The 20,891-nt window shown below is 56.2% G+C and carries 20 protein-coding genes; 14 read left to right on the top strand and 6 right to left on the bottom strand.

The features are described 5' to 3' along the window. Window positions 1-23: 23 nt before the first annotated feature. From rsmI to TX82_RS03270, 10 genes are all read left to right on the top strand, one after another. A complete protein-coding gene (gene rsmI / locus TX82_RS03315; RefSeq protein ID WP_042250448.1) occupies window positions 24-752 on the top strand; it encodes a 16S rRNA (cytidine(1402)-2'-O)-methyltransferase in 729 nt (242 codons plus the stop codon). Window positions 753-799: 47 nt separating this feature from the next. Then, window positions 800-2,098 (top strand): P-loop NTPase family protein, encoded by a 1,299-nt coding sequence (locus TX82_RS03310; RefSeq protein WP_005006826.1) that lies wholly within the window; start codon window positions 800-802, stop codon window positions 2,096-2,098. A gap of 27 nt (window positions 2,099-2,125) precedes the next feature. After that, window positions 2,126-3,253 (top strand): L,D-transpeptidase, encoded by a 1,128-nt coding sequence (locus TX82_RS03305; protein ID WP_005006824.1) that lies wholly within the window; start codon window positions 2,126-2,128, stop codon window positions 3,251-3,253. Between the two features lie 262 nt (window positions 3,254-3,515). Further along, window positions 3,516-4,895, top strand: coding sequence for an argininosuccinate lyase (gene argH, locus TX82_RS03300; RefSeq protein WP_144079071.1), 1,380 nt, complete (start codon window positions 3,516-3,518; stop codon window positions 4,893-4,895). 47 nt (window positions 4,896-4,942) lie between these two features. After that, entirely contained in the window at window positions 4,943-5,137 is a 195-nt protein-coding gene (locus tag TX82_RS03295) for a hypothetical protein (RefSeq protein WP_144079070.1), read from the top strand. Window positions 5,138-5,426: 289 nt separating this feature from the next. After that, complete coding sequence (locus tag TX82_RS03290) at window positions 5,427-6,632, top strand: DUF484 family protein (protein ID WP_005006816.1); 1,206 nt, start codon at window positions 5,427-5,429, stop codon at window positions 6,630-6,632. Continuing rightward, a complete protein-coding gene (locus tag TX82_RS03285) occupies window positions 6,629-7,171 on the top strand; it encodes a GNAT family N-acetyltransferase (RefSeq protein WP_005006812.1) in 543 nt (180 codons plus the stop codon). Before TX82_RS03290 ends, TX82_RS03285 begins: the two co-directional genes overlap by 4 nt. 41 nt (window positions 7,172-7,212) lie before the next feature. Next, window positions 7,213-7,926 carry a flagellar hook-basal body protein gene (locus TX82_RS03280; protein WP_005006810.1) on the top strand — a complete coding sequence of 238 codons (714 nt, stop codon included), beginning with the start codon at window positions 7,213-7,215 and terminating at the stop codon, window positions 7,924-7,926. A 68-nt stretch (window positions 7,927-7,994) separates the two neighbouring features. Next, window positions 7,995-8,267, top strand: coding sequence for a hypothetical protein (locus tag TX82_RS03275; RefSeq protein ID WP_005006809.1), 273 nt, complete (start codon window positions 7,995-7,997; stop codon window positions 8,265-8,267). After that, entirely contained in the window at window positions 8,264-9,172 is a 909-nt protein-coding gene (locus tag TX82_RS03270) for an ATP-binding protein (protein ID WP_005006808.1), read from the top strand. Before TX82_RS03275 ends, TX82_RS03270 begins: the two co-directional genes overlap by 4 nt. Before the next feature lie 233 nt (window positions 9,173-9,405). Here TX82_RS03270 and TX82_RS03265 read toward each other — a convergent pair whose 3' ends face one another. After that, window positions 9,406-9,600, bottom strand: a complete 195-nt coding sequence (locus TX82_RS03265) for a hypothetical protein (RefSeq protein ID WP_005006803.1) — start codon at window positions 9,598-9,600, stop codon at window positions 9,406-9,408. A gap of 192 nt (window positions 9,601-9,792) precedes the next feature. Here TX82_RS03265 and TX82_RS03260 point away from each other — a divergent pair, with 192 nt between their 5' ends. Then, entirely contained in the window at window positions 9,793-10,641 is an 849-nt protein-coding gene (locus tag TX82_RS03260) for a c-type cytochrome biogenesis protein CcmI/CycH (RefSeq protein ID WP_005006802.1), read from the top strand. A 100-nt stretch (window positions 10,642-10,741) separates the two neighbouring features. On the opposite strand, the gene TX82_RS03255 is transcribed toward TX82_RS03260, so the two are convergent. The 3 genes from TX82_RS03255 to lnt form a co-directional block, all read right to left on the bottom strand. Beyond that, window positions 10,742-10,927, bottom strand: a complete 186-nt coding sequence (locus tag TX82_RS03255) for a hypothetical protein (protein ID WP_005006801.1) — start codon at window positions 10,925-10,927, stop codon at window positions 10,742-10,744. A gap of 23 nt (window positions 10,928-10,950) precedes the next feature. Continuing rightward, window positions 10,951-11,448 (bottom strand): peptide-methionine (S)-S-oxide reductase MsrA, encoded by a 498-nt coding sequence (msrA, locus tag TX82_RS03250; protein ID WP_005006800.1) that lies wholly within the window; start codon window positions 11,446-11,448, stop codon window positions 10,951-10,953. A gap of 66 nt (window positions 11,449-11,514) precedes the next feature. Continuing rightward, window positions 11,515-13,089 (bottom strand): apolipoprotein N-acyltransferase, encoded by a 1,575-nt coding sequence (gene lnt / locus TX82_RS03245; RefSeq protein WP_005006799.1) that lies wholly within the window; start codon window positions 13,087-13,089, stop codon window positions 11,515-11,517. Between the two features lie 81 nt (window positions 13,090-13,170). Here lnt and TX82_RS15630 point away from each other — a divergent pair, with 81 nt between their 5' ends. Continuing rightward, window positions 13,171-13,485, top strand: coding sequence for a (2Fe-2S)-binding protein (locus TX82_RS15630; RefSeq protein WP_005006798.1), 315 nt, complete (start codon window positions 13,171-13,173; stop codon window positions 13,483-13,485). A 327-nt stretch (window positions 13,486-13,812) separates the two neighbouring features. Beyond that, a complete protein-coding gene (locus TX82_RS03235; RefSeq protein ID WP_042250445.1) occupies window positions 13,813-14,550 on the top strand; it encodes an ankyrin repeat domain-containing protein in 738 nt (245 codons plus the stop codon). A 135-nt stretch (window positions 14,551-14,685) separates the two neighbouring features. On the opposite strand, the gene TX82_RS03230 is transcribed toward TX82_RS03235, so the two are convergent. Both TX82_RS03230 and coaD read right to left on the bottom strand, forming a co-directional pair. Beyond that, the gene (locus TX82_RS03230; protein WP_005006795.1) at window positions 14,686-15,882 is read right to left on the bottom strand and encodes a pyridoxal phosphate-dependent aminotransferase; all 1,197 of its coding nucleotides are present in this window, start codon (window positions 15,880-15,882) and stop codon (window positions 14,686-14,688) included. Further along, on the bottom strand, window positions 15,879-16,367 hold the full coding sequence (gene coaD, locus TX82_RS03225; protein ID WP_005006792.1) for a pantetheine-phosphate adenylyltransferase: 489 nt from the start codon (window positions 16,365-16,367) through the stop codon (window positions 15,879-15,881). The genes TX82_RS03230 and coaD overlap by 4 nt, the downstream gene beginning before the upstream one ends. A gap of 1,196 nt (window positions 16,368-17,563) precedes the next feature. On the opposite strand from coaD, the gene TX82_RS03220 reads away from it, so the two are divergent. Further along, window positions 17,564-20,891 (top strand): molybdopterin-dependent oxidoreductase (locus TX82_RS03220; RefSeq protein WP_244875000.1); only part of this gene is annotated, 3,328 nt, incomplete at its 3' end.

Raw genomic sequence — 20,891 nt, 5'->3', positions numbered from 1 at the left:
GGCCTGACCGTACAATGCGGGGTATGGCCAGCCACGAGGACGGTACCTTATATATAGTCAGCACGCCGATCGGCAACCTGGGTGACTTCACCTACCGCGCGGTCGAAACCCTGCGCGCGGTGAAACTCATCGCCGCCGAAGACACCCGCCGCTCGCGCATCCTGCTCGACCATTACCAGATCGCCACGCCCCTCTCCAGCTTCAACAGTTACAACCAGATCAAAAAAGCGCCGCAGTTTTTGAAAGCGTTGCAGGCGGGAGAGGACGTCGCGCTCATCTCCGATGCGGGCACGCCCGGCATCTCGGATCCTCTGTTCTATCTTGTTGGACAGGCACTGGAAGCGGGCATCCATGTGGTGTCGATTCCCGGACCGTCGTCGGTGATGGCGGCCCTCACGGTGTCGGGTCTGCCCATCGACCGATTTTCCTTCGCCGGGTTCCTGCCGCGCAAGAAACGCAGGAAGGCGACGATCGAATCGCTCTCGCAACTGCCGGGGGCGGTGGTGCTGTTCGAGTCGCCCAACCGCCTGGAAAAGACACTGGCGGAACTGCTCGACGCGTTCGGCGACCGACCGGCGGTGATCGCCCGCGAGTTGACCAAACTGCACGAGGAAATTCTGCGCGGGTCTTTACAGGAACTGGTGGAGGCGCATCGTGGTAAAAAATGGAAGGGTGAAATCACACTGGTGCTCGCCGGCACCGGCCGCAGTGGGAAAAGGCCGGCAGAGGAGCCGCAAGGCGATGAAGAATAATTGAATGATCCTTCTCTGTTTCATTCACGCAGGAGCCACTGTTTTTCATGTCCATCATTTCGTACATAGGCCCGAAGGGGGGCATCGGCAAGACGACCTTGTCGATCAACACCGCCGCCGCCCTGACGCGGGTTTTGGAATCGACACAATCTGAGCGACCCATCTGCCTCGTCGATCTCGACCTGCGTCTGCCCACCATCGCCAGCCTTTTGGACAGCCACCCGTCGCGCAGTTTCTACGATCTGTTTGAGGCTTTGGCCAACAAGACGTACCAGGTCGATTTCCTGCGCACGGTTTACCAGATGCTGTCCACCTTCCGCCGTTACACCGAAGGCACCATCGAGGCCGGCGACGCACAACTGCAGAAACAGTACAGCCGTTACCAGACTCTCAAGACCGAACTGTTTCATTTCGGCGGATTCGAGTTCGCCGACACCCTGCACGAATTGTTTCTGCGCCGCGGCGAGGTGCAGACCCCGGCACAATTGCGCGAGGTGGCCGACCTCGTCCATGCCATTCCGCTCGACAAACTGCGCGCAGTCATGATGAAGACGGATGCCGGATCGCGTCCGGATCCCGACGACTACATCAACCACATCGAGGAGTACGGATTCTCGCTGATCGGCGGCGAGGTGCCGATCCTCGGCAAACGCGAGCACCGGAAGCGCATCAACCAGCCGGAATTTCTTCTGCTGTTTCTCGATTTTCTGCGCGGCGTGTTCGACCGCTTCGAGCATACGATCCTCGACACCCCGGCGGGCGGGGTCAACCACGTGTCGTCGCTCATCTGCCAGATCGACCAGGTGGCGTTCGTCTTCGATCTCAGCAACACCCTTGCGATCAACGGCAGCATCGACGCGCTCCACACCTTCATCGACTACTATGAAGATTTCAACGCCGATTACGCGCGCGGTCAGTTGACGGGCATCGAAAAGGCTTACATCGAGCGCGTGCAGGCGAAGGAGGGCAAGGCGGCGGTGTACGAGTCGATGAAGAACAAGCAGATGGGCCTCGTGTTCAACCGCCTCGAAGATTTAAAAGAAGTGCCGCCTGCGCTCGACCGCCTGCGTCAGTACCTCGACACGCTGGACAAGTACCATCAGTACAAAAAGCGGATACATATTCTCGGCATGGTGCCGCAGAACAAGGTGGTGAACATCACCAACAACCGCGGTTCGCTGTTCTACACTATGGACTCGGGACTGGCGGGCCGCATGGATCAGATCGCGCGCGGCCTTTCGTCGAACATGCAGGATTGTCCGGCGCTGGACGAGGACGACCGCGTTATAATGAATTACCTGGAAAAATACAAAACCAACTCTCGCTTCCGCGTGTTCGGCACGTGAGCGGATAACGTCCTTGCCGATTCCTCTATGGCGCAGACATCCAAATTAAAAGTCCTGACGATTGCCGAGTACAACCTGATCGCCAACAAGGATCCGGTCGGCAGTTACGATCGCAAAACTCGCGAGAACCTGGACGCCATCCGCGCCAAGCTGGCGGACCGCAAGCCGCACCTGTCCGACCTCGAACGGCGCCTGCACGACAAGTTCAAGGACGCCCAGTTCCAGGCCCTGGAGAAAAAGGAAAACCAGGTAAGGAGCGAAGTCACCCGCTACCGCCTGTCCTCCCGCACCCGCCGCGCGCTGGCGTGGTCGGGGTCCGCTATCGCCGTCACCGTGCTGGGCCTGTGGTTCGTCTATGCGTTGGTGCTGGATGCGGCTATGCAGAAGCGCGTCGATTACATGATCTATGAACGGCTGGGCCAGCTCGGCATGGCCTCGCCGCAGGAGGTGAAAAAGATCAAAGGCGAGCTCGATAAACTGGAGCGCGATCTTCTGGTGACGAAAAAGAAAAACCAGGAACTGGCGCAGATGATCGACCAGATGATCCAGAACAACAAGGTTCCACAGAATCTGCAAGTCATCGTCAAGCGCATCTACGACGATCCGCGCACGAAATACGTGAAGAAAAACGGGACAACGGAATTGCTGTTCGACGGCAAACGCATCGCCAGGTATTCGACCAATGCGGAGAGCTGGTACATCCTTGGCATTCTGGAAACGGGCATGCTGAAGATTTTTTACAACGACGAAGAAATTCTGGAAATCCCCGCCATCTTCGGCCGCAAGGATGAAGAAACACCGGTCGGCGAGTACGAGATCGAGAACAAGCTGTACAAACCGACGTGGTACAAGAAGGAAGACGTGAACGGCAAGACCATCGTGCGTGCCATTCCGTTCGGCGACCCGGACCACGAGATCGGCCACTGGTGGCTGGGCATGAAGCGGCTGGGCAAACCGGTGCCCGGCAGTTACGGCATCCACGGCGTGAACGTGGCGCGCACCAACGAGTTTTTCAAGAAGAACTACGATCACCGTGGTGGCAGTGCGGGCTGTCCCAACATCCAGGAATGGAATCTGGATTTCCTCGCCCACGTCCTGCCCAAAGGCACCCCCGTCCACATCGTCCACGAAGAAAAGTGGAGCAAGTCGGCCTGACCGGCCCCGGCCGGAGGGAACGAAGACAATTCACGCGCAAATTTTTGGAAAAGTTTTTCACGCGAACGATGGTCGGTGAGCGCGCTCCACCACGTGGGCGGGAGCATGGCTACTGCCAGATGAACACGGCGAGGGTCTGTGGGCGCAATCCATAATCCGTGAACGCTTCTCTTGCTCCAGCCCCAAATAAAATTTGCCCAATTTACGGCGGGACAGTACAATCTCGCCTTAACTTATTGTTTCATTTCCTATTATTCAGGCTTTGCAAATGAAAAAACCGTGGGGTGGCAGATTCGAGCAGGCGACGGACGACCTGATGATCCGGTTCTCGCAATCGGTGTCGTTCGACCGGCGGCTCTACGCCTACGACATCCAGGGCAGTATCGCCCACTGCAAAACCCTGCAGAAGGCGAAGCTGGTGACGTCCGCGGAATCGAAAAAAATCATCGGCGGTTTGCAGGCGATTTTAAAAGAAATCGAAAGCGGGAAGTTCGTTTTCAAGGAAGAACTCGAAGACGTGCACATGAACATCGAAAAGCGGCTGATCGAAAAGATCGGTCCCGCCGGCGGCAAACTGCACACCGGGCGAAGCCGCAACGACCAGGTGGCGCTCGACTTGCGCCTCTACATGCGCGACGAGATCACGCACATCGAACGCGCGCTGAAACGGCTCGGTCGAACGCTGATCGGTCAGGCCAAAAAACACGTCAACACGATCATCCCCGGTTACACGCACCTGCAACGGGCGCAACCGGTGTCGCTGGCGCATCACCTGCTGGCGTACGTCGAGATGTTCGCGCGCGACCGCGCCCGCCTGCAAGATGTGCTCAAGCGGGTGAACGTCATGCCGCTGGGATCGGCGGCGCTGGCGGGATCGGGCTATCCCCTCGACCGCCACTACACGGCGCGGCTGTTGAAATTCCCGGCCATCACGCACAACAGCATGGACGCAGTGAGCGACCGCGATCACGTGGTCGAATTCCTCGCTACGGCGTCGCTCCTCATGGCGCACTTGAGTCGCCTGTGCGAAGAGCTGATCCTTTGGGCGAGCAGTGAGTGGAAGCTGGTCGAGCTGTCCGACGCGTTCACCACGGGCAGCAGTATCATGCCGCAGAAGAAGAATCCCGACGCGGCGGAGTTGGTGCGCGGCAAGACGGGACGGGTGTACGGTCATTTGATGAACCTGCTTACCCTGCTCAAGGGCCAGCCGCTGGCTTACAACAAGGACATGCAGGAGGATAAGGAACCGCTGTTCGATGCGGTCGATACCGTGCAGACCGCGCTCGACGTGTTCGACGGCATGATGAAGTCGGCGCAGTTCACCGCGCCTTCGATTGCCACGCTGGAGGCCAGCGGGTTTCTGACGGCGACGGAGATCGCCGATTACCTGGTGCTGAAAGGCATGCCCTTCCGCGACGCGCACGAGGTGACGGGCAAGGCGGTGGCGTATTGCCTGAAACACAAGAAGGGATTGAACGACCTGTCGCTTGATGAATACAAAACCTTCTCGCCGAAATTCAAGAAGGACATTTTCGATTATGTGTCGATCGCAGGCGCGGTGGACCGCAAGAACGTTTACGGCGGCACGGCGCGCAACCAGGTGCGTGAACAACTGAAACGCGTGACCAAAGAATGGAAATAGAGAACGGCATGCGCATCACCCGGAAAGGAATCAGGCATTGGGTTGTGTTGTCAGCGTTATTAGTCGCTCTGGTCATTGCCGCCTGCGGGCGCAAGGCGCCGCCGCTCCCGCCAATCAAGCAACCCGGGGTGGAAACCGAAGCCCCCGAAAGCCAGCTGGAAGAATCACCGACCCTGGGTGGAGAAGACGCTCCTGCCGAAGGCCGGGACGACACCCCGCCCGCCGTGCCCCCCTACCCTTGAATCCATCGCCCGGTTGGACCTTCCCCATTTTCCCCTGATTTCCGCACCATCCCATAACCCCCAAAAATTCAATCAGATAATTTCATTTTTATGGAGACAGCTAAACAGATTTCGGTTATAATGCTTACCTAATCAACTTCAAAAAAATCAATGGCTTATAAGAGAGCCTCAAATCGCCCTCTTTTATAAGTGTTGAAATTTCAATGTTTTCTGTTTTTACCCGGACGGGGGTGGGAAAGCCCGGTTTTCCGCACCTGTAATATTCACCGGTAGTGGGAAGGATGCGAGAATGAACAACGACGAAGTGGCTTTGTATTTGAACGAACACCCGGAATTTTTCAACGACTACCCGGAGCTGTTGACCCGGATCAAATCCATCGAGGAAACCGACCTGCCCCTGCAACCGCTCAAGACACTCAGCATCGCCGACCGCATCCTGCGCCGCGTTCAGCAGGACAAGGAACACATCAAGGGTCAACTCGAATGGTTCATGGAAGTAGCGGAGTGCAACGAGCGCATTCTCGAGCACCTGTTCGAGATCGAGCGCATCTGTCTGTACAGCCACAACTTCCTCCAGATGGCAGGCGAGATCCGGAGCGAGATCATCAAACGTTTCGGCATCCAGGGGGTGATGATCTGCCTGGTGGACGGTGCGGATCATTTCATCGCTTCCAGCCTGCCGCAGGGCTCGCCGCGCGACGGCGTGGAAAGCCTGCGCCTGATCGACCAGGAAACGCTGTTCGACTGGTTTCAAAACGGCTGGGGCCCGTTGATGCGCAACAACCTGGGAGCGGGATCGGATCTGTTCGCCGAGACCGACTCCGGACCCATCCGCTCTGAGGCGTTGATCCCCATCCCCCTGCACGGCAAGATGGCCGGCGCTTTGTGCCTGGGCAGCATTGACCCGGCGCAGTTTCATGAGGGGCTTCGCACCGACTACCTGGAGCGCACCGCCGAGAAACTGGGAATCGCCATCGACAACGTGCTCCTGATGGAAGGAATGAAAAATCAATCTCTCCTGGATTCCGTAACCGGACTGTACAACGAGTCGTATCTGAACACCGCCATCAAACGCGAGTTCGACCGCGCAAGGCGTTACGAAAAGAGCCTTTCCTGCGTCAAATTGCAGATTGACTATTGGGATGATCTCATGAATACTGGGGACATAGACAGGTATCAAATGCTCGTCGAGATCGGCCGCATTCTCCAGCAAAATTCACGCGACGGCGACCTGCTGTTCCGGGTCAACGACGGCGATTTCATGGTGCTTCTCCCCGGAATTTGGGGTGATGCCGCCTGTCAAATGGCCAACCGGCTGAAGTCGGACGTGGAAGAGGCACTCAACCCCGGTCCGGCCGACGCATTTCTGAAAATCAACCTGCGGATCGTATCGTACCCCGACAGCGAGATCGTCAACTACGACGATTTCGATTACGCGTTGTCGGTGATGGACGGCGTCGACCCCGAAGACAACAACGAATCCCTTACTGCATGATCACACAAGCACAGCCCGGCGACGCCGAAGACATTCTGGACCTCATCAACGACTACGCGGAGTCGGGCCTCATGTTGCCTCGCGTGCTCGAGGACGTTAAGAAAAACCTCCATCAGTTCCGCGTATACCGGGAAGACGGACAGGTTCGGGGCGTTCTGGCGCTCAGCTATGGCGCCGAAGGCCTGGTCGAAATTCGCTCGCTGGCGGTACACCGCGACCACGCGCGCAAGGGCATTGCCAGCCGCCTGATCGAAGGCGGCATCGACGACGCCATCCACGCCGGGTACTCGCACGTGTTCGTGCTGACTTATGCCGTGCCGCTGTTTCACCGGTTTGGGTTCGAGGTGATCGACAAAAACGGCCTGCCGGAAAAAATCTGGCGGGACTGCAAGGTGTGCCCGAAACAGGAACGTTGTGATGAAACCGCGATGATCCGGCCGCTGGTGTTCGCGCCCGTGGTGGAACCTGTGCTCGCACCCATCGCAGAACCCGCCGTGATGGCGGAGCCCGTCGCGGGTATGGAGCCGGCGGCGGCCTAAAAAGCGCATGGGCCTGCTCCGGGCCATCAGGGAGGTGATGCATGATCAATTCCTTGTTTTCCTCGCTTTCCGGACTCAATACGGCCAGCCGCAAACTGCAGGCCAGCGCCAACAACCTCGCCAACGTACAGACCCCCGGATTCAAAAGCAGTCGCGTCAATATCGTGGACAACGCCTCCGGTGGTGCGCGCGTTGCAGGTGTGACGCGGTCCCCCTCTCAAGGACCCCTCGTCCCGACAAGCAATCCCTTGGATGTCGCGGTTCTGGGCAACGGATTTTTGCAGGTCACACTTGGGGGTGGCGGCACCGGTTTCACCCGCCTGGGGGCGATCAAGATCGACGGCAGCGGCCGGCTCGTCACCGCCGACGGGCATCCGCTGATTCCGGAAATCACCATTCCCGGCAACGCGCAGAATGTGAGCATCGGTCCCGACGGAAGCGTCTCCGCGCTGGTCAACGGACAGACACAGACGGTGGGTCAACTGCAACTCGCGGGGTTCCAGAATCCCGCCGGACTGAACGCTCTGGGCAACGGCCTCTTCACCGTCAGCGGTTCGTCAGGTCAACCCATCTTCGGCAGTCCCGGCACCAACTCGCTCGGCACCCTGCAATCGGGGAGTCTTGAGTTGTCGAACGTCGACATCACCGAAGAAATTGTGCAACAGATTCTCGCCTCCAGCCAGTTCCGCGCCAACGCCAGCGCCATACGCGCCGCCGACGATATGACCGGAACGCTTCTCGACATTACGGCTTGAAAAGAAACCGGGCAGGCAGTACCATTCGGTAACACTTCACTCCAATCATCCTTTCGCCGCACGTTCGCATGAGTCTCCTGGAGCGGGACAACCTCAATTACCTGACCCACGTCGAACAGTTTTTTCTGACGCTCAAGGGGTCGGGCCTGTCGCTGTCCGCCAGCGATTACGACCTCATCACGCAGTGGGAAAACCGCCGCGTGCCCGTGGAGGTGTTGTGCCGCGCCATCGAAACGGCGTACCGCACCGCCACTGCGCAGTCGCGGTCGGCGTCGCCGCGCGTATCGCTGACGGGAATGCGCGAGCAGGTGGAAGATGAGCTCGGAAAGGCGGCCAGATGACCCGCCCCCGCACCACGTCCGAAAAAAGCTGCAAGGCCTGCCGCGGCAACCATTATGTTTTGGACAACCGGGAAGGCCGGTTGCGGGCGGCGGTGTGTGAGTGCTTCGTGTGCACGGCCTGCGGCGGACGCGGCCATGTTTTCGCCGAGGACGAAACCGGGGTGTCGTTTCTACAGGAATGCGAATGTGCCGAGTTGAAAAAATCCCTCGACCGGTTCAACGACGCCAACCTGCCCGGCAAGTACCTCGAAACCCAGTTCGATACCTACCATCCCATCGGTTCGCAGGCCAACAAGCTGGCTCTCCGGATCGCCCGGGATTTTGTGAAAGACTTCGACAAGGAACCGCAGTGCGGTCTTTTGTTCATGGGCACACCGGGTGTGGGCAAGACGCATCTGGCGGTGAGCATTTTAAAAGCGTTGCTGCTGGAGAAAGGCGTACACGGCAAATTCATCGACTTTTTCCAATTGCTGTCCGATATCCGGCACGGGTATTCGCAGGACCTCTCCGAGCAGGCCATCATCAATCCCTTCGTGCATGCGCCGGTGCTGGTGATCGACGAACTGGCAAAGGGGCGTAACACGGAGTGGGAGTTGACGATGCTCGACCAGATCATTTCCAATCGTTACAATGCCGCCGACAAAGTGACCATCTTCACCACCAACTACACGGATGAAGTGTCGCAGCCTGACCGCGGCAAGAAAACGAAAGACACGCGCGTGGAATTTTCCCGGAGCGATGCTTCCCAAAGCTGGGCGGGGGAGGAGACGCTGGAAGAAAAGGTGGGTGACCGCATTTTCTCGCGGCTTGCGGAGATGTGCCGGTTTGTGAAAATGGAAGGCGAGGATTACCGGCGTGCCATGGCCGGGAAATCGGCGCCGCGTTCACCAGGTCCGGGAAAATAAAAAACGGTACAAAAAGGCGGGCCGCATCCGCAGGCGGCTTGTTGGATTTTAAATTGGGCCCCCGGATCATCGGGTACGGGTGAGGCATTACCCATCTGGTGCGGATTAAAAAGAAGAAGGGCCGGATGCTTGAAGCACCCGGCCCTTCCTCTTGCATTAGCGGGAGAATCACCAACCCCTGGAGGTTGGTCGGGAGGTGGATTGATATCCCGGTTCACGCAGGTGAACCCGGCTCAATCCTCCAATGCGTGTTCGTCCGGCTCCAACAGGGGGTCGTTTTTGGTCGCCGGGCGTTTGCCTTTTTTTCCCTTGGAAGCACGGTTTTTGTCGTCAAAGACCTTGCCCCAGTATTCCTTGCTCAGTTTTTTGGGAGACAGTACTTTTTTGATATTTCCGTCTTCATCGAGAACTTTAACCGGATAAAACATACGGATCCCTCCTCTTTTTGGGGTCCGGAACTCCTGCTTCAAGACCGTCTCGGTAAGGCGCATCCACTTTAAGAAATCGTCCTACCTCCCCAGAATGAAAGGTGTTCGCTGTTACACCCACATGTGCTAAATAATGAATTTTTTTGTATCCTCTGCTATTGTGATGCAAAGAACCTTGTCAGGATTCATCCTATGTCAAAAATTTTATATACTTTGAAAGTCATTTTCAAATTTTTTATCATAATCGGGCTTTTATCCACAGGTTTGGTACTGAGCGCCTGCGAGCGGGAGTTGAAAGAACACAAGGTGCCTCCCGCCGTGGTGGAAAAACTGGAGAAAAAGAACGATCCCAAGCTCCAGGCCAAGGCGGTGGAGGGAACCATCACCCTGGGAGAAGGTCAGACGCCGATGGTGACGCAGTCGGCGGTAGTTTTCCTCTATGCCCGGCCGCGCGGGGTGGAGAGTGGTCCTCCGCTGGCTGTGAAGAAGATCAACCTGTTCAATTTCCCGATGGAGTACTCGCTGGGCCCGGCGGATGTGATGATGCAGGGAACCAGCTTTGACGGACCGCTCACCGTGTCGGCACGTCTGGACCTGGACGGCGACCCCAAGGCGCGGCCCGGCGACCTGGAAGGCCGCATCGATGTCGAGCCGGGCAATAAGCAGGCGCACATCGTGCTGGGTGAGCAGGTTCGGGGCGGCAAGGAAATCACCGGGACGCTGTCTTTGACCCCGGAATTGCAGAAAAACCTGCCGGAGACGCCGGTGTTGTTCATCCTGGCGCGGCCGCACGGGGTGAAGGGCGGTGCTCCGCTGGCGGTCAAGCGCGTCATCGGCGCGCAGTTTCCGTATGAATTCCGCATTGGCCAGGCGGACGCCATGCTGCCGGATACGGAGTTCGACGGGGCCGTCACCCTGCTGTTCCGGCTGGACAACGACGGCAACCTGAAATCGACGCCCGGCGACATGGAGGGCAAGATCGACGCCAACGCCGGCGACACCAATATCAATGTGGTGATGGAAACCCTGGTTGGAGGTTAGCCGGACTGCGTCCGGAAGCAACGGACTGGATTTTTAATTGGGCTCGCCGACCATCGTTCGCCCACCGCGCATTACCCATCTGCCTGCCCGCCAGGCGGGCCTATTCGTTGCCGAGGCCGAACAGGTCGTCTTCGTAGAGTTCGTGAAGGGTGAGGGCTTCTTCGCTGGGAGGCGGTTTTTCCAGGTCGTCGAGGTCGAGCTTCGCCCACTCCTTTTTGATCTGCGTCTTGCTCAGGTAATGGACCGTGCGCCGGTTCGGTTTGGATTCGTTGTGTTCTTCCTGCATGACAACCTCCCGCGAAACTGAAATTAAAACCCCTGCTCCCGGTTGGCGCCCATGAAGCGGCGGCGCTTGTCAAAGTACTGCTGATGGTAGTCTTCGGCGAGGTAGTACGGCCCCGCCTCGGCGATCTCGGTGACGATGGGCGAGCTGTACTTGCCCGACTGGTTGAGCTTGTCCACCGTCTCGCGCGCGATCTTCTCCTGCTCGGGCGTGTGGTAGAAGATGGCGGAGCGGTACTGCGTGCCGACGTCCGGTCCCTGCCGGTTGAGCGATGTCGGATCGTGCTCCTGCCAGAACACGTTCAGCAGTTCTTCGTAAGAGACCACGTTGGGATCGTAATGCACGCGCACGACTTCGGCGTGACCCGTCTCGCCGGTGCACACCATGCGGTAGTTGGGGTTTTGCACATGCCCGCCGCTGTAGCCGACGGAAGTGTGGGTGACGCCGCGCAGTTGGCGGAACGCGTGTTCCACGTGCCAGAAGCATCCGGCGCCAAAGGTGGCCTGTTGGGTTTCGTTTTCCATCGATGAATTCTCCGTTGACAGATTACTTTACGGCAATGCGCCGTGCAAGAAAACCGTTTTTGATTTTCAAGTTGGGGGCCCGTCCGGCGGCGTGGTTGGCCGGACGCTAGACAGGGGGCGGGTGCGCCGCCAGGCGGTGAGGCCCAGTGCCGCCGAAATTACCAGGGACAGGTAGCAGAACCAGTCGCCAAACCGCGAATACAGCGTGGCGGGACCGGTTCGGGGCTGAATACTGGCGATCAGCACCTCGCGTTCGAACAACTCGGTCGTGGGGGTGATGCGCCCCAGCCGGTCCACCGCGCCGCTGATCCCGGTATTCGCGGCGCGCACAATCGGTACACGGTTTTCGACGGCCCTCAGGGCGGCCATGCTGATGTGTTGATACGATGCCGCGCTTTTGCCGAACCAGGCGTCGTTGGTGATGTTCACCAGAAACTGCGCGCCGTTATCGACCGGACGCCGCACGAGATCCGGAAAGGTGATCTCGTAACAGATGGACACGGCAAACCTGTACCCGTTGAGGTTGAACACCATCGCCTCTTCACCGCGGCCGAAGTCGCCGATGCCCACCACCATCTTGTCGAGGAAGAACAGCACCGACTGCCACGGGATGAACTCGCCGAACGGCACCAGGTGAATCTTGTCGTAACGACCTTTGATGTTGCCGTCCCCGGACAGCAGGTACGCGCTGTTGTAGGAGACCCATTTGCCGCCCTGCTGTTCCGCGCGGGGACTGCCGAAGAGAAGCGGCGTGTCCAGTTCGTCGGCCAGTGTCACGACCGCCGTGGTGCCCTCAAGATCGTTCAGAAAATAAAACGGGGTCACCGCCTCCGGCCACACGATGAAGTCCGGACCGCTCACCGCCGCCTTCACCGTGAGCTCGCGGTAGGTGTTCAGGATCTCCTGCTTGTACTGCGGGTCCCATTTCATCTGCTGCGGGATGTTGCCCTGCACCATGGCCACTTTCAACGGCTTGACGGGTTTTTCTTCGTGCGCGTTCATCACCGACCAACCGTAAGCGATCACCAGCGCATAGACGCTGAACATGGTCACCGACACGTGCGTGCGGTAGCGGCTCCACGGCGTTTCTTTGCGCAGGCGCGGATGGAACACGTAGAACAGGCAGGCGTTGACCCCGACGATCAGAAACGAGATGCCATAGACGCCGGTGAGGTCGGCCATCTGCAGGACGGGCAGGTTCAGGTATTGCGAGTAGCCCAGCCCCTGCCAGGAGAAGCCGTACTCCAGATGGGTGGAGCGCAGGTATTCCAGCGCCGTCCACAGAAAGGGGGGCAGCGCGATGAAGTAAAGCGGGTGGTTGCGGCTGAGCTGGACTGTCAGAAAACAGAAAAGCGCCATGTAGGCGCTAAGATACCCGGCCAGCAGAAAAAGGATGGGCCAGGCAATCACGGTCGGGATGTTTCCGTAGTTGACTAAAGTGTTCGTCACCCAGCTCAAACTGATGCCGTAAAACACCATTCCGGCGGTGAATCCCAGCAGGGCGGCGCGCTTCGGCGTCTGGCCGAAAACCGCGAAAAACAAGGGGATGAGCGCCCCCCAGGCAAGGAATTCCCAGTCCATGCGGGGGAAGGAACAAGCGAGGAGCACCCCGGTGGCCGCGGCGAGGCCGAAAACCTTCATCGACACCTTTTGAAAAAAAGGGTTAACTTACGTTAAAACCAAGATATAATGACAAACTGCGAATCACATGGCGAGGAAAATATGACCCTCAAGACCGAAACCGACTGGGTCGATCACTTCAAAAAAGTCTGCATTTGTAGAAGTATAACCGGTGGCACCATCATGAAAGCCATCCAGGACGGAGCACTGTCTTTTGAGGCCCTCCGGCGGGCCATCCGCGTGGGCACCGGCAACTGCAAGGCCAAACGGTGCCGGCCGAAGATCGAGGATAAGCTTCACGCCTACAAGTGCGCCTTGGAGGTGGAAGCGAAACGCAACAAGGAAAAGGAGCAGGGAGGACTGCCTTCCGCCGACACGCCGCCGAATTCCTGCGACGGCGACGGCTGCAATTCCTGACCCCCTGTCCGCATCACCCCCCTGCCCTTCAGCGACACCTTAGGTTCACGCGAATCTGATCAGAAAATACCCCGCCCGAACAGGCGGGATTTTTTTTGCCTTAAAATCCAGAAAGCAATTTCTGTTTTTAGGGACGCTCCGCACTCGGTGCGCCTCCTTCTTCCCGCGTGCCAGCAAGTCCGTTTCCATCCGTGTAATTATCCTTGAAAACATTCCAGCGGGCAATGTGTGTTTAGGATTTTGTGGTTGAGGGTTTTTTGCTCGACATATATTTAAAAGTTTCATCAAAAGTCACACCTTCTTTTAGAATAAAGTGGGGGTGTAACGATGCACAATCAAATCTTTTATCTCATTTTCATTTCGAACCTGTTCATGGCTTCCTTTGGTTTTGCGGATGGTGAAAAGTTTATTTTGCCAACAAAATCTCTGGTTTCAGGCTGGGAAATATCCGGTGAAGAACCGATTCCACTGCATGAGGCTGTGGCAATGGGAAACTTAAAAGAGGTAAAAAAACTGGTGCGGGAAGGGGCAGATATAAATGCCGTTACCATGAATATGTTCACTCCACTTCATGTAGCTGTAATGGAAAACCAGTATGAAATCGCTAAGTTTCTTTTAACGCATGGGGCGAACGTGAATGCAATTGGAGAGAACGGGGAGAGTCTAGAGACACCTTTGCATCTTTCAGTAGGTAGGGATGGGAATATTGAAATGGCAAAACTTTTGTTACGGCATGGAGGGAACGCGAATGCCCTGAATTCACATAAAGCTACACCCCTTCATCACGCTGTTGGGCTTGGAAACCTGGATATGGTTCAACTATTGTTAAAAGGCGGTGCAGATTCAAATATTCAGGATATATTTGGCGCCACTTCTTTACATCATGCCGCTTATTTGTTTGTAAAAGGATACCCCAATAGATTGACCATTGTAAATTTATTGATAAAGCATGGAGCCGATATCAATAAACCCGATTATGAAGACAAAGTCCCCTTGGATATTGCCGTGGAAAGCGAAGACAATGAAATGGTGGATCTTCTGATTAAATACGGGGCTAAAAAATAAAAGACGAGAAGTGAAAACGGAATCGAGGAAGCTGATTCCGCGTATCGGTAACCTCCCCTCAATCCCCTCCTTGAAAAGGAGGGGAGCCGGGCAACGCCCGGTGGAACAATAGCCCGCTTGCCGGGGCCATGTCGCCTAAAGCAACCCCAACGCCTTCTGAATCCGATCCAGACCTTCTTCGATGTTCTGCAGCGAGGTGGCGAAGGACAGGCGCTGGTTGGCATCCGCGCCGAAAGCGATTCCCGGCACCACCGCCACCTTCGCTTCTTCCAAGAGAAAGTCGGCGATGTCCAACGACCCGTTCAGCGTCTTTCCTTTATACGTCCTGCCGTAGTACGCGGAGAAATCCGGGAAGCTGTAGAAACTCCCCACCGGTTTGTAACACTTCACTCCGTCGATCGCCGCGTAGCGGTCCATCAGCACATTGCGCCGCTGGGTGAACGCATCGACCATGCTGGCGATGGCGGTTTCCGTCTTGGCTCCGGTGAGCGCTTCCACGCACGCAGCCTGTGCGATGGAGGTGGGGTTCGACGTGCTCTGCCCTTGGATTTTGTTCACGGCTTTCACGATATCCGCTTCCGCCGCAAGGTAACCGATGCGCCAGCCGGTCATGGCGAAGCACTTCGACGCGCCGTTGATGACGACGGTGTTCTTCCTCATTTCCTCGCTGAATGAAGCAATGCTCACGTGCTCGAAACCGTCGAACACGATCTTCTCGTAAATCTCATCCGACACCACCATCAGCTTGTTCTTGAGCGCGACTTCGGCCAGTGCTTCCAGCTCGGCGCGCGTGTAGGCGGAGCCGGTCGGGTTCGACGGGCTGTTGATGACCACGGCGCGGGACTGCGGTGTGATGGCGGCCTGCAACTGCTCCGGCGTGAGTTTGAAATCATTTTCCTGGTCCGTCTGGACAATCACCGGCGTGGCGTCGGCCACGGTCACCATCTCCGGATACGACACCCAGTACGGCGCGGGGACGATGACTTCATCGCCCTTGTCCCACAGCACCATCGCCAGGTTGTAGAACGAATGCTTGGCGCCGCAGGAAACGATGATCTGCTCGCGTGAATAGGCAAGCCCGTTATCGCGTTTGAATTTTTCGAGGATCGCGTCTTTCAGTTTGTCCGTGCCGCCGACCGGCGTGTAGTACGTTTCGTTGTTGTTGATGGCGTCGATGGCCGCCTGCTTGATGTTCTCCGGCGTGCCAAAGTCGGGTTCACCCGCGCCGAAGCCGATCACGTTGTCGCCCTGCGCCGACATGGCTTTGGCCTTGGCGGTGATGGCGAGGGTCATGGACGGTTTGATGTTCTGGATACGTTGCGAGAACTTCATAGCGGTTTGACCTTTGTGAATCCTTTCAGCACGGCTTTGGGGACCATCTTGCTCACATCGCCGCCGTGCTTGGCGATTTCCTTGACGAAACTCGAGCTCAAAAACGAAAACTCCTGGCTCGGGATCATGAACACCGTTTCCAGTTTGTCATTGAGGTTGCGGTTCATCAATCCCATCTGCAACTCGTACTCGAAATCGGAAACGGCGCGCAGACCCTTGACTATGATCGACGCCTTTTTGCCGTCGGCGAACTCCGTCAGCAGACTGCCGAAGGGATGAACCAGAATATTATCGTACTTCTTCACCGCATCCTGGATGAAGGCGACACGGTCCTCCACCGTGAACAGCGGATTCTTTTTCGGGTTCAGGGCGACGGCCACGATCAGTTTGTCGCACAGGCACAGGGCGCGCTTCATGATGTCGAGATGCCCGTTGGTGACCGGGTCAAACGTGCCCGGGTATATGGCGATTCGTGGTCGTCTCATCGACAGCAAGGGGAGTTGAAAAAGTGGGGATTATAACTGCAATTCCGGCAGGGGTGAAAGCCAAATCCACCCCCCGCCCGAGAAAAAGCGCATTGACCCGGGTGAATCCCCGAAATCAGCATAGGACACCCTCCCCCCATTCCGGGAAAACAGGGCCCGGGTCCAATCGGGATGTATGCCTATACATCAATAGGAGATCATTTATTAAGTATAGGATTTACAGATTTTTCTTGGGTTTTCTGCAGATTATAGTTGGATTATTTTTAACTTCTTATTTTATTTACATTTATTCCATTTTTTTAGATTGGAGGCTTTTTTTCTTATCATTGAATAATTTTTTCTGATTTCATAAATATGAATTTCCAGTGGATTTGATAATAAATGGAACCTGGGGAAGAATAAGCAACTTTCATTTAACTCATTTATTTTAAAAGGTTTAATGATTTTTTGGACCAGGGGAGGCGGATCAAGAGCTCTATTTTTTATAGGCAAAACACCCAAAATTTTGTTTAAATATTTGTTTTTAAAAGGTTTTTTTGTATAATGCGGGAAGACCGCAGGAGGTTGTGGAAAAAGCGGAAATTCAGCCCTGTTTTTGCCTAATATTTAATCAATTTTTACCCCACTTTGGGGGCGTAAAATTTTTCAAATAGGCTTGATAAAAAGGGTTTGACAAGGCATTTGGATTTAAGTATAAAGAGGCATGCACGGATTCCCCAGCACGTTAATTTTGCCCTGGATTGGTGTTTTCGACATGTGGCGAACGGGTCCTAAATTCACATTTTCACCGCATTGGGAAAACCGGTTTTCAAAACCTGGTATCTCGTTTCAAGGCTTAAAATAAGGCCGAAACGGGTATCAGGTTTTTTTTTTGGCCAGGTCTGATTAGGGTTGGGAAAATTTTACAGGTAAGTTTTTAGTCACTAGGGTCAGAAAATAGATTATCAAAAATCAGGTTTCAGAAATTTAGAAAGGAGGATTTGGTTGGGCGGTCGGCAGGTGAGGCCGCCGGGGGAAGTTTTATCAGGATACAAGTTCGGTTTTTAAGCCAACTGTTAACCTAAGGGAGGTTTAAGTTTATGCGTTTGAATCGAAGGAAGTTCTTGCAGGTGAGTGCTGGTGTGGCTTCGGCCATGGCGCTTTCGAGCAAGAGGGTAGGCGCTCAGTTGAAACCCGTTGTGAAGGTTGGGAATCCCTTGGAGTCCTATCCGGATCGTCGTTGGGAAGAAGTTTATCGCGATCAATATAAGTACGAACGCTCGTTCACGTACTGCTGTTCGCCGAACGACACCCATCAGTGTCGTGTGCGCGGTTTCGTACGTAACGGCATTCTGATGCGGATCGAGCAGAACTACGATCACCACAAGATTCGCGATCTGTACGGCAACCAGGCGGACGCAGCGTGGAACCCGCGCATGTGTCTCCGCGGCATGACGTTCCCGCGTCGTGTTTATGGACCGTACCGCAACAAGTATCCGATGTTGCGCGTTGGCTGGAAGCAGTGGGCCGACGACGGCTTTCCTTATCTGGACAAGGAGAACCGGGAAAAATATAAGTTCACCAGCCGGGGCACGGACGAGTTCGTCCGCATGACCTGGGACGATACCTTCACTTATCTGGCAAAAGGCCACGTTGCCGTAGGTAAAGCCTACAGCGGTCAGCGCGGTGCCCAGCGCCTGAAGAACGAAGGTTATCAGCCTGAGATGATCGAAGCCATGGGCGGATCCGGCCCGCGTACTTTCAAGTATCGCGGCGGCATGGGCCTGCTGGGTGTTGTCGGTAAGTATGGTATCTACCGCCTCGCCAACATGGTCGGTCTTCTGGATGCGATCATTCGCGGCCGCGGCCCGGGTCAGGTGCTGGGCGGACGCGCATGGTCCAACTACACCTGGCATGGTGACCAGGCTCCGGGTCATTCCTGGACGCATGGCATGCAGACTTCCGACATCGACTTCGCCGACCACCGGTATGCGAAGCTGACCATTCAGTGGGGTAAAAACCTCATTGAGAACAAGATGCCGGAAGCTCACTGGTACACGGAAATCATGGAACGTGGCGGTACGCTGGTAACCGTCTGCCCGGAATACAACCCGCCTTCCACGAAAGCGGACTACTGGATTCCGTGCCGCGCCGGCGCCTCCGACATTTCCATCTTCCTGGGTTGTGCGAAGATCATCATGGATGAAGGTTTGGTCGACGTGGATTACGTCAAGGACTATACCGACATGCCGTTGCTGGTCCGCACGGACAACCTGATCCGGTTGCACCCGGACGACTACATCCCCGGTTACAAAAACCAGCCCCTGCCTAAGGACGGTTTTACGACCAAGTGGATGAAGAACTTCAACCGGGACAAAATGCCGGACTTCGTAGTTTGGGACACCAACACCGACAAACCGGTCGCCGTGACTCGCGAGGACATTGGCGCGAAGATGCGGAAGAAGAACATCGACCCGGCCCTGGACGGTGTTTATGACATCAAGCTGGTCAGCGGCAAGACCATCACCGTTATGCCGTTGTACGAGATGTACAAAATCCACCTGAAGGACTACGATCTGGATTCAGTAAACCAGATCTCCCATGCCCCGAAGGATCTGGTTGTACGTCTGGCACGCGACATCGGTACCATCAAGCCGGTTGAGATTCACTACGGTGAAGGTATCAACCATTACTTCCACGCCACCATGCACAACCGGGCGTCGTATGTACCTCTCATGCTGACGGGTAACGTCGGACCGAAAGGTTCCGGTTCCCACACCTGGGCGGGTAACTACAAGGCCGGTAACTACCAGGGTTCTCACTGGTCGGGACCGGGCTTCGCTTCCATGGTTGCGGAAGATCCCTTCAACCCCGTTCTGGACATCTCCAAGAACGTGGACTGGGCCAATGTTAAAGGCTACCTGAAGGGTGAGGAAGTGGGTTACTGGGCGCATCGTGACAAGGCTCTGATCGTCAATACCCCGCGGTATGGACGTAAGGTCTTCACGGGCCGCACCCATATGCCGACTCCGAGTAAGTTGATCTGGTTTGTTAACGTCAACGTCATCAACAACGCGAAGTGGTTCTACGAGCTGGTGTTCAACACCAACAACAACGTAGACATGATCGTGGCTCAGGACATCGAGTTCACCGGTTCCTGCGAGTACGCTGACTTTGTACTGGCGGCGAACAGCTGGGCCGAGTTCGAGTCTTACGAGATCACTTCGGCGTGTTCGAACCCGTTCCATCAGATCTGGGGCGGCACCGGCATCAAACCGGTATTCGACACGATCGATGACAACCTGATCCACCGCGAGTTCGCAAAACGCCTGTCCCAGGTCACCGGTGACAAACGCTTTGCGGATTACGTGAAGGTATACGAGGGTGAAGCTCCGAACCGGACGAAGGCAATGATTCGCCGGTTGTTCACCACGTCGACCGCAGGTATGGGTTACAACATCGACGACATCATCAACGGCAAGTATGGTGAGCCGGGTGCCTGTCTGTTGCTGTACCGCACCTACCCGCGGTCTCCGTTCTGGGAAATGTACACGGAGTCCAAACCCTTCTACACTCCGAACGGCCGCATCCAGTTCTACAACGACGAGCCGGAAGCGATCGAATGGGGTGAAAACTTCATCGTTCACAGGGAAGGTCCTGAGGCGACTCCTTACCTGCCGAACGTCATCGTATCCACCAACCCCTACATCCGCCCGGACGATTACGGGATTCCGGAAGACGAGCAGGATCCGGATCTGCGTCACGTTCGTAACATCAAGAAGCCGTGGTCTTCCGTACGTACGACCAAGAACTTCTTGTGGGAGAAGGGGTACCGGTTCTACTGCGTCACTCCGAAATCCAGGCATACGGCTCATTCGTCCTGGGCGACGACTGACTGGAACATGATCTGGAACAACAACTTCGGCGATCCTTACCGCATGGACAAGCGGTCTCCGGGTGTTGGTGAGTGGCAGGTTCACATGAACCCGTTCCTGTGTAAGGACCTGGGTATCAACGACGGCGACTACGTGTATGTAGACGCGAACCCGGCCGACCGCCCGTACATGGGCTGGAAGCCGTCGGATCCGCGCTACAAGGTTGCCCGCCTGATGCTCCGTGCGAAGTACAACCCGGCGTACCCGTACCATACGGCAATGATGAAACACTCTTGCTGGACGTCAACGGAACGCTCGGTTAAAGCGCACGAAGAGCGCCCGGACGGACGCGCGTTGTCGATGACCACTCCGTACCAGTCCAACTTCCGGTACGGCGGTCAGCAGTCGATCACCCGGTCTTGGTTGATGCCGATGCATCAGACGGACAGTCTGTTCCATAAGGCAAAATCCAAGATGAAGTTCATGTTCGGGTACGAGGCAGACAACCATGCCATCAACGCCACGCCGAAAGAGACGCTGGTTAAGTTCTCCAAGGCGGAAGACGGTGGTATGCATGGTAAGGGACTGTGGGAACCGGTTCGTACCGGTTACACCCCGGAGTCTCCGTTGAAAGACCGCTTCGCCGAGATGTACCTGGCAGGTCAGTACA

The sequence above is a fragment of the Nitrospina gracilis 3/211 genome (genome assembly GCF_000341545.2).
GTDB classification, from domain to species: Bacteria; Nitrospinota; Nitrospinia; order Nitrospinales; family Nitrospinaceae; genus Nitrospina; species Nitrospina gracilis.
The sequence above is the reverse complement of the archived record's forward strand: the minus strand, read 5'-3'. Positions and strand labels throughout refer to the sequence as shown.